The 16,171-nt window shown below is 58.5% G+C and carries 10 protein-coding genes; 6 read left to right on the top strand and 4 right to left on the bottom strand.

Features of this window, described 5'->3' with window-relative positions; genetic code table 11:
• Positions 1 to 66 precede the first annotated feature (66 nt).
• Both EOD29_RS00380 and EOD29_RS00365 read left to right on the top strand, forming a co-directional pair.
• Positions 67 to 3,213, top strand: coding sequence for an efflux RND transporter permease subunit (locus EOD29_RS00380; RefSeq protein ID WP_127214973.1), 3,147 nt, complete (start codon positions 67 to 69; stop codon positions 3,211 to 3,213).
• Between the two features lie 992 nt (positions 3,214 to 4,205).
• The gene (locus tag EOD29_RS00365) at positions 4,206 to 5,096 is read left to right on the top strand and encodes an FHA domain-containing protein (RefSeq protein WP_127214974.1); all 891 of its coding nucleotides are present in this window, start codon (positions 4,206 to 4,208) and stop codon (positions 5,094 to 5,096) included.
• 254 nt (positions 5,097 to 5,350) lie between these two features.
• Here EOD29_RS00365 and EOD29_RS00360 read toward each other — a convergent pair whose 3' ends face one another.
• Positions 5,351 to 8,224 (bottom strand): TrlF family AAA-like ATPase, encoded by a 2,874-nt coding sequence (locus EOD29_RS00360; protein ID WP_127245665.1) that lies wholly within the window; start codon positions 8,222 to 8,224, stop codon positions 5,351 to 5,353.
• Positions 8,225 to 8,548: 324 nt separating this feature from the next.
• Positions 8,549 to 8,932 (bottom strand): hypothetical protein, encoded by a 384-nt coding sequence (locus EOD29_RS00355; protein WP_127245664.1) that lies wholly within the window; start codon positions 8,930 to 8,932, stop codon positions 8,549 to 8,551.
• Positions 8,933 to 9,848: 916 nt separating this feature from the next.
• Between EOD29_RS00355 and EOD29_RS00345 the strand changes: the two genes are divergently transcribed.
• Positions 9,849 to 10,214 carry a hypothetical protein gene (locus tag EOD29_RS00345; protein ID WP_127245662.1) on the top strand — a complete coding sequence of 122 codons (366 nt, stop codon included), beginning with the start codon at positions 9,849 to 9,851 and terminating at the stop codon, positions 10,212 to 10,214.
• 168 nt (positions 10,215 to 10,382) lie between these two features.
• On the top strand, positions 10,383 to 13,409 hold the full coding sequence (locus tag EOD29_RS00340; RefSeq protein ID WP_164763674.1) for an N-6 DNA methylase: 3,027 nt from the start codon (positions 10,383 to 10,385) through the stop codon (positions 13,407 to 13,409).
• Here EOD29_RS00340 and EOD29_RS00335 read toward each other — a convergent pair.
• Positions 13,404 to 14,057: a uracil-DNA glycosylase gene (locus EOD29_RS00335; protein WP_127245660.1), complete on the bottom strand. Its 654-nt coding sequence runs from the start codon at positions 14,055 to 14,057 to the stop codon at positions 13,404 to 13,406. The two genes, EOD29_RS00340 and EOD29_RS00335, sit on opposite strands and share 6 nt — an antisense overlap.
• A gap of 87 nt (positions 14,058 to 14,144) precedes the next feature.
• Entirely contained in the window at positions 14,145 to 14,618 is a 474-nt protein-coding gene (locus EOD29_RS00330; protein ID WP_127245659.1) for a hypothetical protein, read from the bottom strand.
• A 181-nt stretch (positions 14,619 to 14,799) separates the two neighbouring features.
• On the opposite strand from EOD29_RS00330, the gene EOD29_RS00325 reads away from it, so the two are divergent.
• Both EOD29_RS00325 and EOD29_RS00320 read left to right on the top strand, forming a co-directional pair.
• A complete protein-coding gene (locus EOD29_RS00325) occupies positions 14,800 to 15,435 on the top strand; it encodes a recombinase family protein (protein WP_127245658.1) in 636 nt (211 codons plus the stop codon).
• Positions 15,436 to 15,635: 200 nt separating this feature from the next.
• Entirely contained in the window at positions 15,636 to 16,058 is a 423-nt protein-coding gene (locus EOD29_RS00320) for a Rid family hydrolase (RefSeq protein WP_127245657.1), read from the top strand.
• Positions 16,059 to 16,171: the final 113 nt, after the last annotated feature.

The raw sequence follows: 16,171 nt of genomic DNA, 5'->3' as shown, positions 1-16,171 counted from the left end.
GACATTCCGTCGCTTGCGAACGCCTGAGTTAGCCGGCCTCCAATCATCCGAACAAAGGACAGGGCCATGTTCCGCTGGATCATCGGCACGAATCTGAAATACCGGTATCTGGTACTGGCCGCGGCAGCGCTGATGGTGCTGCTGGGTCTGGACGTGTTCCGCAAGATGCCCGTGGACGTCTTCCCCGAATTCTCCCCGCCGCTGGTGGAGATTCAGACCGAGGGTATCGGCATGTCGACCGCCGAGGTCGAGGAGCTGATCACCATTCCCCTCGAGGATGCACTGCGCGGCACACCGGAACTCGACGTCATCCGCTCGAAGAGCGTGATGTCGCTGTCCTCCATTGTCATGATCTTCAAGCGGGGAACCGACATCATGCACGCCCGGCAGCTCGTCCAGGAGCGCGTGCAGCTTGCGTCGGCCAGACTGCCGTTCGGCTCGAGCCCGCCCGTCATGCTGCAGCCCTTGTCGTCGACCAGCAGGACCATGAAGATCGGCCTTTCGTCGAAGGAGCTCACTCAGCTCGACCTGTCGATGACCGCCTATTGGAAGATCCGCTTCCGCCTGCTGCGCGTGCCCGGCGTCGCCAACGTGGCGATGTGGGGCGAAAAGCTCAAACAGCTGCAGATCCAGGTCGATCCCGCACGCATGTTGAAACACGGCGTGACGCTGAACGAGGTCATGGAGGCTTCGGCCGATGCGCTGGACTTCGGCCTGCTGCCGATGTCGAGCTCAGCCAAGAGCCAGACCGTAGGCTTCATCGACACCGACAACCAGCGGTTGTATGTCGGCGCCGACATAGCGTCCAGCGTGAAGCTGGAGGACGTCAAGAGAATTCCGGTCGAGTCAAAAGCCGGCGAGCGACTGGTACTGGCGGACTTTGCCGACGTCACCTGGGGGGAACCGCTGCCGATCGGCGACGCTGTGATCAATGACGGTCCCGGCATGATGCTGATCGTCGAGAAGTTCCCGTGGGCGAATACGCTGGAGGTCACGCGCGGCGTCGAGGCCGCCTTCGCCGAAATGAGGGACGGCCTCAAGGGCATCGACGTCGACCTGCAGATCTTCCGCCCGGCGACGTTCATCGAGCTCTCGATCCATAATCTGACAATGGCCTTGCTGGTGGGATCGGTCCTGGTGGTCTGCGTTCTCGGCGCCTTCCTTTTCGAGTGGCGGGTGGCGCTCATCAGCCTGCTGGCGATTCCGCTCTCCCTGGTCGCGGCGGGACTTGTTCTCTACTGGCTCGGAACGACCATCAACACGATGGTGCTGGCCGGCTTCGTCGTGGCGGTGGGATCGGTGGTGGACGACGCTATCATCGACGTTGAAAACATCACGCGGCGATTGCGCGAGAATCGCCGCAGCGGCGCTGGCAAATCGGTGGCATCAGTTATCCTGGAAGCATCGCTCGAGATCCGCAGCCCGATCGTCGCCGCGACCCTCATCATCGTCATCTCGGTCGTCCCTGTGTTCTTCATGGGTGGTCTGTCGGGCACTTTCTTCGTACCGCTGGCGACGTCCTATTCCATCGCGCTCCTCGCTTCGATGGCCGTGGCGCTGACGGTGACGCCGGCACTCTGCCTTATCCTGCTTCAAGGAGCGCCGATCGAGCGCGTCTCGCCGCTTGTCGGGCGGTTGCAGCGAGGCTATGCCGCCATGCTGTCGCGGATCATCGCGGCTCCTCGCACGATCTTTGGGATCACCGCGTTCGTCGTGGTCGCGGGATTGGGCGTTTGGCCGCTGCTCGGAACCTCGCTCCTGCCCTCCTTCAAGGAACGTGACTTCCTCATGCACTGGCTGACGCCGCCCGGGACATCGCATGCAGAGATGTACCGGATGACGGTGGCTGCCAGCAAAGAACTGAGATCCATTCCCGGGGTGCGCAACTTCGGCGCTCACATCGGCCGGGCGCTGGTGGCCGACGAGGTGGTGGGCATCGACTTCACGGAGAACTGGATCAGCGTCGATCCGAAGGTCGATTATGACGAGACCCTGAAAGCGGTTCAGGACACGGTCGGCGGCTATCCCGGTATCTATCGCGACGTCCAGACCTACCTTCGCGAGCGCGTGAAGGAAGTGCTCACCGGGTCGGGCGAGTCGATAGTGGTTCGGATTTTCGGGCCTGACGCGGCGATGTTGCGCGAGCAGGCGGTGAGGGTCCGCGACGCCCTGACCGGCATCGAGGGCCTGATTGACCTACACGAGGAGCCGCAGAAGACGGTACCGCAAATTCAGGTCACCGTGGATATCGCCAAGGCGGCTTCCAGGGGTCTCAAGCCCGGCGATGTTCGTCGCGCTGCTGCCGTGATCTTCGCCGGTCACGAGGTGAGCGACGTTCATCGCATCGGAAAGGTGTATGACGTCATGGTATGGTCGACGCCCAAATCGCGGCGCGGCCTTGACGACGTACAGAACGTTCTCCTGGATACCCCCGACGGCGGTCAGGTCCGCCTCGGCGACGTTGCCGAAGTCAAGATTGCCCCGGTGGCCAGCACCATAAAACGTGAGAACGCCTCGCGCCGCCATGACGTGCATGCCAACGTGCGCGACCGCGACCTGGGCTCGGTCGTCCATGAGGTTGAGGAGCGCCTGGCCAAGTTCGAGTTTCCGCTCGGCTATCATGCCCAGCTGCTGGGCGAGGCGGCGGAACGCAGGGCTGCGCAAAGCAGGCTCGTCTATGCCTCTGTCGTCGCCGCGGTCGTAATCTTCATGCTGCTGCAGGCCTCCTTGAGAAGCTGGAGGCTCGCTGCCCTGGTTTTCCTGTCACTGCCGGCCGCTATGGTCGGCGGGGTCATCGCCGCGTATCTGGGCGACGGCATCATCTCGCTAGGCGGCCTCGTGGGGTTCCTGACGGTGTTGGGCATCGCGGCCCGCAACGGGGTGCTTCTGATCCACCATTTCCTGCATCTGGAGCGCGAGGAGGGCGAGCCCTTCGGACCGGAACTTGTCCTGCGCGGCGCGCGTGAACGCCTTTCGCCCATTCTCATGACGACGCTGGCGACCGGTCTTGCGCTCGTCCCCCTGGTTGTCACCGGCAACATTCCCGGGCAGGAAATCGAACATCCGATGGCCATCATCATTCTGGGCGGGCTGATCACGTCAACGCTTCTGAACCTCTTCGTCGTGCCTGCCATCTATCTCAGACTCGGTTCGCTGCAGGCGCGATCGCCGGCGCGGGCCACAGGTCTCGGCCTGGAACCATCTCTCCTTTGATGCAAAGCCCGAGATCTAGACCAGAACGTTCGTGACTCTACCGCATCCAATCCACCGGCTATACCGTTGGCGATCTCGATCGCGCAGCGAAACAGCATGACAACTTACAAAACTCGGAGGACTTGGAGCAGCAAGGAACGGATCCGTGATTTCGTCTTCCCAAAGCGGGCAGGCCAACAGGGCTGGGCCTAGCCGGCGGGCCTAGGAAACGAAATACGGCACCGGCTATACGCTCCTGCCGCTATGATGGGGCACGCATCCATAAGTGAAGCAACGTCGCTAATTCCCGCGCGGTCTGGGTTTTGGTCCTGGAAGGCTTTCGCACGGATTTGCGGCCAATCTGGCGATTCGCGGATCTCTTAGCCAGACAGTCTTCTTTCTTCTTTCCAGAATCTCGTTGCGGCCCACATCGACGGCCGATTGGCCTTTCGCGGCAAGGGCATAGTCGGCTCGGTTCGTTCGATAGTCTTCCTTTTGGATGGACATCTTTTTCCTCCCGGTCCGCGGTCTTCCCTCCACTAGCCTGGACGGGAGAACACTAGCTGCCGATGCATGGCAGGAGTCTACAAATTGAGGATTGTATTAAAATGATACACTCCACCCGTTCGTCTCACGCGCGCGCCACCCAGCATTGCCCTGAACCGGCCTGTATGCCGCGCCTATTATCCTCGTCCTCGCTTTCGGGATGCTGTTCCGGACCGCATCATCTGCCTGCTCCTCAACGCACGCTTGGCAGCCTTCGTCGAACGATTGGCTATCACCATCGCAATCTCGCTCATCGGCGATAGCGCCCCTTGCCGCTCAATCATAGCCGGCCTCGTGGCCCGAGCAGTCATCCGTGCAATCATAGCCGTGGAAAGTCTCTTGTGCAGTTGCCGAGGCGGCAACAAGGCCTGTCCGTGCAAGATGCTCACGCCACAGTACCGGCTCCCAGGCGGGCAAGCAGGGCGAGTTATGCTATATACGTCGCGTTCTTGGTCGGATACGAGCCGATGGATCAGGAAAGACTTCTGGCCGCAGTCCTCCTAGCTGATGTCGTGGGCAGCACGCCGCTCTATGAGCGCATCGGCGACGATGCAGCTCTGCAGCAGATCTCGGATTGCCTCGACGCGATACGCGAGATCGTCGCCCGGCACGGCGGTGACTTCATTTACTCGAAGGGCGATGACGTGCTCAGCCTGTTCGACAGTTCGGAGGCGGCGCTGAGGGCCGTCTTCCAAATCAGCAGCGAACTGACGAAAGGGCCGTTGCACGCCCGGATCGGATTGCATTTCGGGGCGGTCATTCGCGCGCGGGGCGCGGTATTCGGAGACGTTATCAATGTCACCGCAAGGTTATCCACCACGGCCAACCCCGGGGAGGTGCTGATCAGCCAGAGCTTCTTCGAAGCCCTTTGCGCGGATAGCCGCAGTGCCCTGCGGCTCCTCGACAAAATGGCTTTCAAGGGAAAGCAAGAACTCTTCGATGTCTATACCCTGGGGAGCGAGGATCGGGCCCTCAGTACGCAAATCGTCAGCCGGGGCACGGTTATCGAGAGACGCTCCGCCCCGCCGCGGCAGATCAATCTGGTCATCCGCTATGGAGATCAGTTGCGATCCTGCCGAAACAACGAGTTGGTGACGATCGGCCGATCCCCGGAATGCAACATCGTCATCCAGCGGCCCTGGGTCTCAAGGCACCACGCGACCTTCACCATTTCGAATGGCAAGGCCGTGCTTATCGAGCGAAGCTCGTCGGGCACCTTTGTGTCGATGGGACCCGACCATGAGGTATTCGTGCGCCGCGAAGATATTCTTCTCTTCGGCTCCGGCGTCATCTCGCCTGGACGGAGATCGTCCCTCGGCGACGCCCAAATCCTTCACTACGAAATTATCTCAGACTGACCCGGCCGGGCTTGACCGTTGCCGCATGCTGCCGGATCCAGCGCCGCGCGCTTGTAGAATCGGAAGTTTATTCAGTGAAATTCAATGGCGATTGGCTCCCCGGGCCGGGCTCTCGGAGCCAAATCGAACCGGGAAGGACGGGATAATTATCTCAACGTTACCAATGCTTTGTGCCGAAGTTCCTCGCTGGCCACATTCCGCGTTGTGGACCTCTTGCGGTGCGAATGTGTACCGCGAGGCGATCATACGCAACATCAATCAAGAGGCAAGCTCCTAGGCGATGTGGCGTACCCATATTTTCGTCCTCGCAGATCAAAGGCCGCCTTTCCACCTTCGATCAGGTTGGTGATGTAGTCCCGGATTGCGGAGGTCTCTATGGCACCGTCAACAGTCAGGCTTACGGTCGGTCCTTCGACCACACCGCCCGGTCCGGCTTCTCGTGTCCGAAGCGCGATCACTTTGTCTGCATCCCCATTCACCACAATGTTTGGGTTGTGGGTCGTGAAGACGAGTTGCCTATGAGCTTTCGATGTACGGATCAGGCTCACAATCTTCATGATGACACGGTTGTCCAAATCGTCTTCCGGCTGATCTATGATCAAGGTCCCGGCCGACTGCCGCAGCAGCAATTCCAGCAGCGCCGAAGCCTGTTGTCCCGGAGAAGCGCGACCGAAGGGCATCTCCTTGCCGCTCTCATCAACATAGGTCATCACGATGCGGTCCAGTGGGACGGCGGAGACGATCTGCCCGAGCGTACTGTCATTCAGGTTCGAGTAGACTTTGCTGGCCTGCCGCTCTGTGATCGTGACGCCGCCAAACAGCAGTGCGCTTATCCTGGAAATCAACTCTGAACCTGGTTCGACGGGGCTGCCAGCAGCGATCTTCAATTCGTAAATTGCCATGAACTCTTCAACGATCCGCTCCCAAGCCCTCGGGTCTGCGGCGATCTCGGAGGCAACCCACGCCGAGCACTTTTGTCCAGCGTCTGTGATGTGACTTCCCTCTGTCAGCCGCTGAAGTGCCGTAACGTATTGCTCCGGCCTCAAGTCGCGACCGAGACGAGCTTTGAGCAGGCCACTCGACTTTCCTGCTACCTGTTCCGCAGCCCGCTGCAGGACATCTCTCCGACTAGTGAGCAACTCTTCAAGCTCTTGCTTAGCTCGAACAAAGGCAGGGCCATGAACGCTGGTTTCCAGCTCTTTGGCGATTGCTTTCGCAGCGACTTGCTCCGCGCCGCTCAATTCTTGAGCCAAGCGAGAACTGTCGTCTATCAACGATTGACGCCCTCGCTCGGCATCTTGAGCGTCGAGCATCACACCTGCAAAGGCGACATTTGCTGCCTCTTGCCGTGCCAAAACGGCCTCATGCTTCTCTTGAAGCTCGCGGAGGGTGTTTTGAACATCGGCAATTGCAGCTCGGATGCGGCTCCGGGCGGTCTCAACCTCCCTCTGGAAGAGCCGTAGGTGATCGAACTCTTCTGTGAGCAGGCTTTCCGACAGTTCAATCTTGGCAAGGTGTGTATCGTTCTCAAACTGCGTCTGATCGTACCCTATGAGGTCAGAGGCAGTTTCCAGATATGCGTTCGCACGCGCATAGACTCTGGTTTTCTCGATCACAGCCAGATGCTCGGTAGACATACCACCTTGGGCCAGCAAGCCGTTGACCGCTGTTAGTCGTTCGTTGAGGTCTGCAACGCGATCTTGCGCCTGTTTCAGTTCCAGCTTCGCTTGCCAATGCGAGACAAGTTGTTGAAGTGCTGTCGTCACAGCTCGCCTCGCATTTCCGACCGCGCGATCAATCTCCCTCCTTTTCGCAAGTTCCTCGGCCGCCGCGATACCGGTAATCTGGTCGAACGCTGTAGCTTGGTCTGCCGTTAGCGATGAGAGACCCTTCTGGCGGAATGCTCGGGCTCTGAAACGCTCCCGAGCCGCATCGAGCGTAAGGCGGGTCTCACCTTTATGTTGGTCTAAAACTGATATGTAGTCCCTTGTTGCAAGCTTGCGTTCCCAACGCTCTCGCACGCCCTCTCGCTCAAGAACGATTGCCACGTATCCGTCTGCCAAGGTGTCTTCGATCAACTCGTCTTCGCGGGACTTGCTGGAAGGTTCATCTCCCGCCCTCGGAATGTCGCTTTCGGTGCGACCCAAACCAAAGCGGAGGTATTCCAACAAGGCACTCTTTCCTGTGCCTCTACCTCCGACCAAGGCCGTGAAGCCGGCATTGAACGAAATTCTCAATGGCTTGTCGCCGGTGAGACTGGATTGGACTTCCATCTCGACAATTCGCTCTGACGGGATGGACGGAACGCCGTACTCAATTCTCGCTTCGTCTGCGAGGAAGGCTTGCCTAAGTGCCTCTAGAGTGGGTTCCCCCAACTTGATCCAACATGGGTGAAGCCCAACACGGCCGAAGTTGTCGTTTCGGTTGTCCCCTGTGGCGACCACGGCTCGCCTGCGGTTTCCCCATTCGGGAATGTCACCTCGGACCTTATCGATGGTGGCCTGTTCCAATTCGGAGAATGGTTTCTCGATATACACAGCCTCCGAATTTAGAGCCGCGAAGCGAGGGCTAGTCGAAGGGGTGTTTAGTGACTTGTGCGCTCCTCCATCGCTGAAATGTGGCAAAAGGAGACACGCTCCTCGGAGGTGGTCATCATCCTCAATCTTGGAGGCCAACTGCGCAACTGTGATGCCGGCATGTGGGGCGTTTGGCCCCTTCGCGCTCTTGAGGTCAAGCGGCGGCACCGCTGTGAGAGCATTAATCAGGCGGCGAGGGAGTTCAGATGAGGCGCTGGGGTCGAAGAGAACAATGCACTGCGCATTGTCGCTACAAGTCACTTCCACGCCAGGGTAAACCAACAAGGCTCCGCTGTCTTTCGCCGCGCGTTGGACATGCACACCTATGCAATAGTCGTGGTGGTCGGTTATGCCAATGATACCCAGAGCCGGCTCGGCCCCGACACAGTGGTTGACAAAAGCCTTGGCCCACTCCGCTCGCTTTGCTTCTGTCTCCTCTAAACTGGCACCATGTAGTTCCGCGCCAACCCAATGATTGTCTCGCGGAGTGTGATTTTGTAGGTCCGAACGATACCAAATAGTGCCCGGATGAAGTCCTAATACATGCGCCATTTTTACCCCTCTGCCCGACACGACAATAAGTAAGCCCGAAGCGACAGACAAGCTCCGCGATAGTGTCTCCGATAAAGGAATACCTCTGGCGCTTTGCTTTCAAAGTTGCAAAAAATTGCGAGGGGTCGAACTGGACAGTTTCAGCAGCGCGATACCCCCCGGCGCGCCGCGCCCGTACTCACGCTGGCGCCCGTGCCACTTCTTGGCCGAGGGTAGGCCGCCCGGATGCCTCTTCTGTGCGTCCCGTTGGGGCGTTTCAATGGCGTCGAGGGTCCGGCGGGTGGAAAGGCATAGCCGCTGTCCCGTAAAAGGGTAGCTGGTCTGCTAAGATCGGCTCAACAGCCATGCCCTGTGGTAAGCACAAGAAGCTTCTACAGTGCCCTCTTTGATTTGAAGTTGGGCAGTCTCGCCAGCAAATTCCGATGCCAGTGAGCGAACCTTTCCGGGGGGCACCTCTAGCCGTTCGGCAGCAACATCCAGTGCCGCTCGGCGGATAATGTCGGTCTGTGATCTCTCGTGGCGAGAGAGTTTGCATGAAGCCAATTTGACGCTCATATCGACTGCGATTGTGAACGACGTTTCTTTCATCGCTCTGCCAAGCAACTTCATGTCGGTTGCGACCGCCGGGGTCGCCACGACATCGAGGCATGCAAAGAGAAAAGCTGCCAACAAGACCCTAACCGCCACCATCCACGCCTCTTCGTTCACCGGGATTATCCCCTCCCTCCACGCATAGGAGACTCGGCGGTGGGGTGGCAACCTACCAATTCAGGGCTTTTGGAATGCCATGTCGCCTGCGTGAGGTATCAGTTCGAGAGGCACGCGAAATTACCACGGATACGGGCGTTATAGAACTTTCCGAGTGACGGGGCTGCGAGGAGGCCGGCCAGCGTCGGTTGGTCGACGTTGCAGTGCTGATACCATTTTGATTTCAACTGCAGCAGAAGTGGTTGGGTCGAAAGTCGGGTGTCCTGGAAGCAAACGCGTTTGATCAAACTGCTTTCACCCGAGGTTGGGATGCAAGTAAACTTCGAGAGGTCAACTGCACCCCCATGCGTGATCTGGACAATCTCGCTAGGGGTCACTTCACGCTCGATATGCGAGTTGTCTACCAACAGGGGGTCTTCACCTACTGTGACTACAGCAAGGACCGATCCCTTGCCATCAGTGAAAAGAAACTTGCACTGCCCAAGACCTGTGCCTGCGCAATCGTCCGTTTCTGGATAAGTCGCACATACCTCCGGGCGACCTACGCAACGCCCCTCCGCTACGTTGGCGGGCCTCCATCCACGGTTTAGCAGCGTTTGCCGAGCTTCCGGGTAAGTCATCCCACTCTGCAGATTTCCGGCCAATTCCCTGGCGACGGCCGAGTGTCCCAAAGCAAAGCTTGCAAGCGCAAAACCGACAAGGGCGCAAGTGATCTTCATTTTCATTGTCTTTTGATCTGCGTCTGACGAAAGGCTAACCGAAGCCGCCCTTATATCGAGGTAGGCCGGAGCGACAAGTGGGACACTCGCTGATCTCGCTCGTAGTGAGGACCTTTATGCTGCCGGCTGCAGGCATCTAGCGACTTGACGCCGAACAGCGGAGCATCGATGTACTTTCAGCGGCAGCGGGGGTGGAAATGTTCAACGGGCTCTTAGCAATTCTGGCGTTTTTGGCAGCGGTGGCCGCCGCTCATGCAGAGGACGAGGCATCTTTCGGGTCGGGAGTGATGGCATCGAAGTGCTCCCGCCTTGTCGAGGGAATGGATGATAATGTGTCGGTGGGACACCATCCGCTTGCTTTCGCGATGTTGAGCTGGGCCGAAGGCTACATCACTGCGACGAACATGGAGCTGATTGAGAAGGGCGAGCAGGGTTTCGACCTGAACAGCGTTACGGGCGTTGAGCTTTGGGCATCGCTATATGGGTTCTGCAAGAGAAATCCGGATCAACGGGGCGTAGCGGCAGTCATCGATACCATGGGGAAGCTCAAGAGAAGCCCTTGATGCGCAAAGCCGTCCGGCGGGAGGGCCGCTCCGCGAAGGCCAACATTCTTATTCCTCGACAAAGCGCCGCCCGGAAGGGATGGAAGTTGTCGCCACCGAAATCTTAGCGTTGCGTCCCATACCACGTTCGATAGCCTACTGAAGAATCATCACCAAATGGGGCCGCTCTTGATCGACCGCCGCAGGACGACCGACATACTGACAAATTTGGCGGCGCGACCAGGTCATGACGAGGTCAAAGCCGGCTTCCGCGAGCTGTTAATCGAGGAGTTCGGCATTGACCGCGCTGACCTCGAATTCGAGCGGAGAGTGCCGGAGGTCAAAGGCCGCCTCGATGCCTTGATCGGACGAACGATCTTTGAAGCGAAGTCCAATATCGACAAGGAATGGGGCGACGTAGTTCGACGCATGCCGGACTATCTGGCCGATCGCGAACACGAGGAGCAGGAGCAGTTCGTTGGCATCGCCTCTGACGGGTTGAAGTGGGTCATCTTTGAACGCAAGGGGAACGACCTTGTTAAGGTCAAAGAGACTTCCCTTAACCCAGCCAAACCGGAGATGTTTCTCGCTTGGCTAGACGGGGCAGTGGCGCTTAAATCCTCACTTGCCCCCGAGCCGCTCGTCATCCGCGCGGAACTCGGACAGGAGTCAGTGGCGTTCCGGCGTGCTATGGCGGCGCTCACGCAGCTTTGGGAGAAGCTCAAAGATGACTCTGCCGTGGCACTCAAGCGTCAACTGTGGGCTTCCCTTCTCAAACTGGTTTACGGCAAGGAAGTCGAACACGAGGACCTTTGGTTTCAGCACACATATCTGGTGATCGTCGCCAAAGCCATTGGAACTGCCGTTCTGGACGTTAGGGAGGACGATCCGAAACGGATGCTCGCTGGCGCGGCGATTCAAAGTGCCAATATTTTCGGAGCAGTCGAGAGTGACTTTTTCGACTGGGCGGTGGCTGATGTTGAAGGTGAAAATCTGGTGAGGCGAATCATGGCGCATGTGCGCCGCTTTCGTCTCCGAGAGGTAAAATCTGATGTACTGAAGGTTCTCTATGAATCGCTGATCGACCGTTCAGAGCGTCATGGTCTTGGCGAATACTACACGCCTGACTGGCTCGCGACTAAGGTAGTCAGAAACGCGGTGGACCAGCCGCTGCATCAGCACGTGCTCGACCCGGCGTGCGGTTCAGGCACTTTCTTGTTTCATGCCATTCGCAACTTCCTACGCGAAGCAGAGGATGCCGGCCTCGACCCAAAACTTACCGCAAGCGAAGTGACCGCTCATGTCATGGGAATGGATATCCATCCGGTTGCGGTAATCATTGCCCGTATAACCTATATTCTGGCGCTGGTGCCGGCCCTTGCACAGCGCGTGGGTAGCGTGTCGATTCCCGTCTATTTGGGCGACGCGATGCAACTCTCCATCCATCAAATGCTTGGTGGAAAGGAATTGACCATTCATGTCCCGCCGCCGCCGCCCGGACAGAGCCAAAGTGGGCAATCCGATGGAAAGGGCGGAGAGAAGTTAGATTTTCCCGAAACCTTCTGCCGGGACCCCAGTCTGTTCGATAAAGCCATTGAACGCATGCGATCTGGGTCTTTGGAGGAACTAACTCGCAAGCAGATTGAAGCGGCGTTGGTTCGCATCACGGAACAGCACTACAAGCGCGAGCTAACTAAGGAGGAAACAGGGGCCATCCAGGACCTCGGTCATACTTATACGGTCTTTGACCGGCTGCGCCGCGAGGGCCGCGACTCGGTGTGGGCTTATGTAGCCAGGAATCTGTCCAGGCCTCTCGCGCTTTCAGCCGCAGGTGGATGGGCGCACGTGATCGTCGGGAATCCCCCGTGGGTGGCCTTTCGGCATATGAATGCTGATCTGCAGAAAAGGTTCAAGGAACTGGCGAACGCCGAACGCGTGCTCGTGAAGCGCGTCCCCTCGCAGAACGACCTCTGTGCCCTTTTCACCGTGCGATCCGCCAGTCTCTATCTTAAAGCTGCAGGCAAGATCGCCTTCGTTCTCCCAATGGCGGCGCTGACTCGCGGGCAATTTGAAAATTTCAGGTTGGGTTCGTTCACATCGACCTGTCTTGCTTTCGATGAAGCTTGGACGATGGATGAAAGTGTTCAGCCATTGTTTCCTGTGCCCTCGTGCGTGGTCTACGCCCGAAAAAGGGCCACCGCTAAGAAGATGCCAAATTACGTTCGGGCATACACCGGCAAATTGCCGTACCGCGACGCGCCGGAAGAGGTTGCTGATGCGAACTTGACCGTTTCCGAAAATGCACCCGGTCTGCGAACGGCCCAACACAGCGGCGGGTCGCCCTATAGAGCTCGCTTCCGGAATGGCGCGACTCTCTTTCCGCGTATGTTGATATTTGTGGAACGAAAGGCCGCAGGCATGCTCGGCGGCGACTCCACAATGCCAATACTGCAAAGTCGTAGGTCCGCCCAAGAGAAGGACCCTTGGAAGTCCCTTCCGGGCATTGAAGGGGCGGTTGAGACAGAGTTCGTTCGGCCCATTCTTCTCGGCGAGAGCATAACTCCGTATCGCGTCTTCCGACCCTTTGAAGGTGTGGTCGGCGCAGATCGCAACGGGAAAGTACTTGATGCAGAGGCTGCCGCGAACCTTGGTTTCGCTGGCCTTCATCGGTGGCTCGCCGAGGCAGAAACGGCGTGGATGAAGAACCGAAGTTCAGACAAGATGACCTTCAAGGAACTGAATGACTATTTCGGTCAGCTTTCAGGGCAGTTCCCGATCGCACCGCTTCGCGTAGTGTACTCGAAAGCTGGAACCGTCCCGGCCGCCGCGGTTGTGCGCGACAGCATCTCAATAATTGAAAACACACTGTACTGGACCGGAGCGGCAAGCGAGTCGGAGGCAACCTATCTCACGGCGATCCTCAATAGTGAGGCGGCGAGAAAGCGAGGCGAAGACCTTCAGGCCAAAGGGCAGTGGGGCGCACGACACTTCGACAAAGTTATTTTTGCGCTCCCCATTCCGCTTTTTGATCCGAAGAGCCCCCTACATCAGCAGATTGCGGAGGCAGGCAGGTTGGCCGAGCTTCACGCCGCCGAAGTGCAACTACCGGGAGATGTGAAATTCCAGCAGGCTCGAAAGCTTGTTCGGGGCCGTCTAGCGACGGCAGGCATCTCGCAGCGGATTGATCAGTTGGTTGAGCGGTTGATAAGTCTATAGCGCCAATTTCAAAGCGTGAATTGCTGCCCGAAGATTTCGCAAACCCTTCTGTTGCATAAGTCGGTTTTCAGCCTCATTCAGCAGGCGATTGCTGCCCGATGTATGTGTAATCATAATCACGATTCGGGATTCCCATTCCTCGGCACGGCCAAGAGCGGCAGTCATGGAGCGTTTTCGTAGCCCACGAAGTTTGTCCAATTCAGCCACAGCTACGCTACCAAGGCACACGATTAAACGAGGATCCAAGGTCCGTATTTGGTCTGCCAGAAAAGGCCGGCAGTTCGAGAGCATTTTTTCGTCGGGCTTACGGTCTGCCGGCCTGCCGCGATCCATTTTACGTCCGGGGAAGCATTTCACGGCCGAGGTTTGGTACACTGCGGCGTCGAAGTTCTTAAGGGGCAGCCCGCAATCGGCAAAAAGATCCTTGATCGCTGTGCCAGCTTGACCGCTAAAAGGTCGACCTCGATTGTATTCCTCGATACCAGGAGCCTGCCCGACGAGCATGATTGGGGCTTTGGTCGGTTCTGAAAGGACGGGACGCGGCAGAACGCAAGTTTGGTCCAAAGGCGGATTTGCGGGGTGTCGGGATAGAAGGAGTTCGCACTTCCGACATTCCCGGATCATGCGGTCTTGTTTGATGAGGTCCATGAGGCCAATCGCCGAGAAACGAGCCAAAAATCCGAGGGGTCGAACTGAACAGTCATTTTGAGGTGATACCCCCCAGTGGGCCTCCGGCTATGGCTTCCGGCCGTCAACCTTCTCGGCATCTATCACGGAGTAGGACGCGCCGCTCTTGTCTTTCGACCGGAGGGCGAGTTCCTCATAGAGGTAGCGAGCGAACATCGAGCCTGCGCCAAGCACAATCCACAACGGCACACCGATGGCCCCACCAAGGGCAGCTATGCCGGCACTTTGGCCGCCGAACAGTGCAACGCCAACGGCGGCAGCACCAAGTCCCAATCGCTGGGCGACGGTGCGATTGTCCCAGCCAACGCTCTTGGTCTGTGATGCTACGATCTTAACCATCGGCCAGACGACCTTGCTTGAGACCGTGACCGCGATTGCCTTCTTCGCCTTTTGGCGGGCAGGGAGGTCCGAGTTCCGAATGTCGAGAAGCTTCAGCGCCCATGCCTTGAGCGCGTCATTTTGTGCCGGCGTTGCCTGTTCAGCGATCCGGACCGCGAGTTGACGATAATTCTTCTCATCCATGTGCCTGCCCCAGTGTGCGCCCTCGGCTCGTATCAGAGCCGCGATTGCAAAGACAGGTGTCCGGAAGGGTATAGCCCAGCGTACAGCCGAGGCAGTGTCCGAAAGAGTGTCCGTTAGGGTTGACTTCCATCAACGGACAGCCTAATCAGCGTACATAACGCTAACGGACACCGAGGAAGCCATGTCTAAGACCATTCTCTATGCCCGCGTCTCGACCGTTGATCAGACGCTCGGACATCAGCGGACCCAAGCGGAGGCCGCTGGGTTCACCATAGACGAGGTGGTGGCAGACCACGGGGTCTCCGGGGTGAGCACCACGCTTGCGGAGCGCCCCGAGGGTCGAAGGCTCCGGGACATGCTGCGGAGAGGGGACACGCTGGTGGTCCGTTGGGTGGATCGGCTGGGGCGCAACTACCAAGACGTCTGCGACACCATCCGCGACTTCATGCGGAAGGGCGTGGTGGTGCGGACCGTGATCAACAACATGACATTCGACGGGGCCACCAAGGACCCCATGCAGCAGGCCGTGCGGGACGCGCTCATTGCCTTCATGGCCGCAACTGCCCAGGCGCAGGCCGAGGCCACGAAAGAGGCCCAGCGGGCAGGCATAGAGGCCGCTCGGGCGCAGGAGGACCGATATAAGGGCCGCAAGCCGAGCTACGACAGGGCCGCGCTAGAGGCCGTCACCGACATGCTGGCGCAGGGACAAGGAACGTCCGCCGTTGCCAAGGCGTCAGGGCTCACCCGCCAGACGGTCTTGCGGATCAAGGAAGACCCTGCGGCGGCCGAGAAGGCGCTCGTGGCTTGGGGCATCTAAGGGAGGCACAGAGATGGCTTACACGCTCGCAATGACCTTCATGACCCTCTACGGCCTGTGTGGGGCCGTGGCGTTGGTAAGACTGTTCATCGGACGATAGGTGACTTGCCGCATCTGCTTGCCTCGCCATATCCGGTCAGTGTCATAGATTGCAAACCGCCGACTGCTCTGGCGGGTTGCCGCTCTTTAGGAGAGGAATGATGCCAAGGTTCAAACTACACGCTCCCGGCCCGTGGGGCGAAAAGAATGCCGCCGGCTACAGCTACTCGATGGTGTTGGAAGTCGATGGGCGGGTCGAGCTATCCGGCCAAGGTGGCTGGCGTCCCGATACGCTCGATTTTCCCGGGGGAAGCATTCCGATTGAGGCCGAGATCGACCAAGCCTTCGATAATGTGGCATTCATGTTGAGAGAGGTCGGGCTGGGCTGGGCTCACGTAGCCCACGTCAATTCTTACCACACGTTGGAACCCGACGGGACAATCCTGAAGGCTACGGCGGAGATGGCGAGGCAATTTCGCCGGCGCATTCCGAACCATAGACCGATTTGGACTTGCCTCGGCGTGGCTGTCCTTGGCGACCCGGCGATGCGGGTCGAAATTCGAGTGACGGCGTTCCGCGACTAGCCGGTGCGCATTCGCTGGGGCGACAAGGCTCCATTTTTTTCAGGCACAGTTCGGGCACAGTTGCCTTGGAACGCCTTACGTCACAAGGATCCGCACTGGATTTGGTATCTAGC

Origin of the sequence: Mesorhizobium sp. M1A.T.Ca.IN.004.03.1.1, assembly GCF_003997555.1 — a bacterium.
Taxonomy (GTDB): domain Bacteria; phylum Pseudomonadota; class Alphaproteobacteria; order Rhizobiales; family Rhizobiaceae; genus Mesorhizobium.
Note: the sequence above shows the minus strand (reverse complement) of the source record. Positions and strands in the feature narration are given on the sequence as shown.

What these genes read in the sequence shown, in the direction of transcription:
- EOD29_RS00320 (WP_127245657.1), top strand. Translation starts at nt 15,636, where the DNA reads ATGCCAAGGTTCAAACTACACGCTCCCGGCCCGTGGGGCGAAAAGAAT.
- EOD29_RS00360 (WP_127245665.1), bottom strand. Translation starts at nt 8,224, where the DNA reads ATGGCGCATGTATTAGGACTTCATCCGGGCACTATTTGGTATCGTTCG.
- EOD29_RS00380 (WP_127214973.1), top strand. Translation starts at nt 67, where the DNA reads ATGTTCCGCTGGATCATCGGCACGAATCTGAAATACCGGTATCTGGTA.
- EOD29_RS00345 (WP_127245662.1), top strand. Translation starts at nt 9,849, where the DNA reads ATGTTCAACGGGCTCTTAGCAATTCTGGCGTTTTTGGCAGCGGTGGCC.
- EOD29_RS00365 (WP_127214974.1), top strand. Translation starts at nt 4,206, where the DNA reads ATGGATCAGGAAAGACTTCTGGCCGCAGTCCTCCTAGCTGATGTCGTG.
- EOD29_RS00330 (WP_127245659.1), bottom strand. Translation starts at nt 14,618, where the DNA reads ATGGATGAGAAGAATTATCGTCAACTCGCGGTCCGGATCGCTGAACAG.
- EOD29_RS00335 (WP_127245660.1), bottom strand. Translation starts at nt 14,057, where the DNA reads ATGGACCTCATCAAACAAGACCGCATGATCCGGGAATGTCGGAAGTGC.
- EOD29_RS00325 (WP_127245658.1), top strand. Translation starts at nt 14,800, where the DNA reads ATGTCTAAGACCATTCTCTATGCCCGCGTCTCGACCGTTGATCAGACG.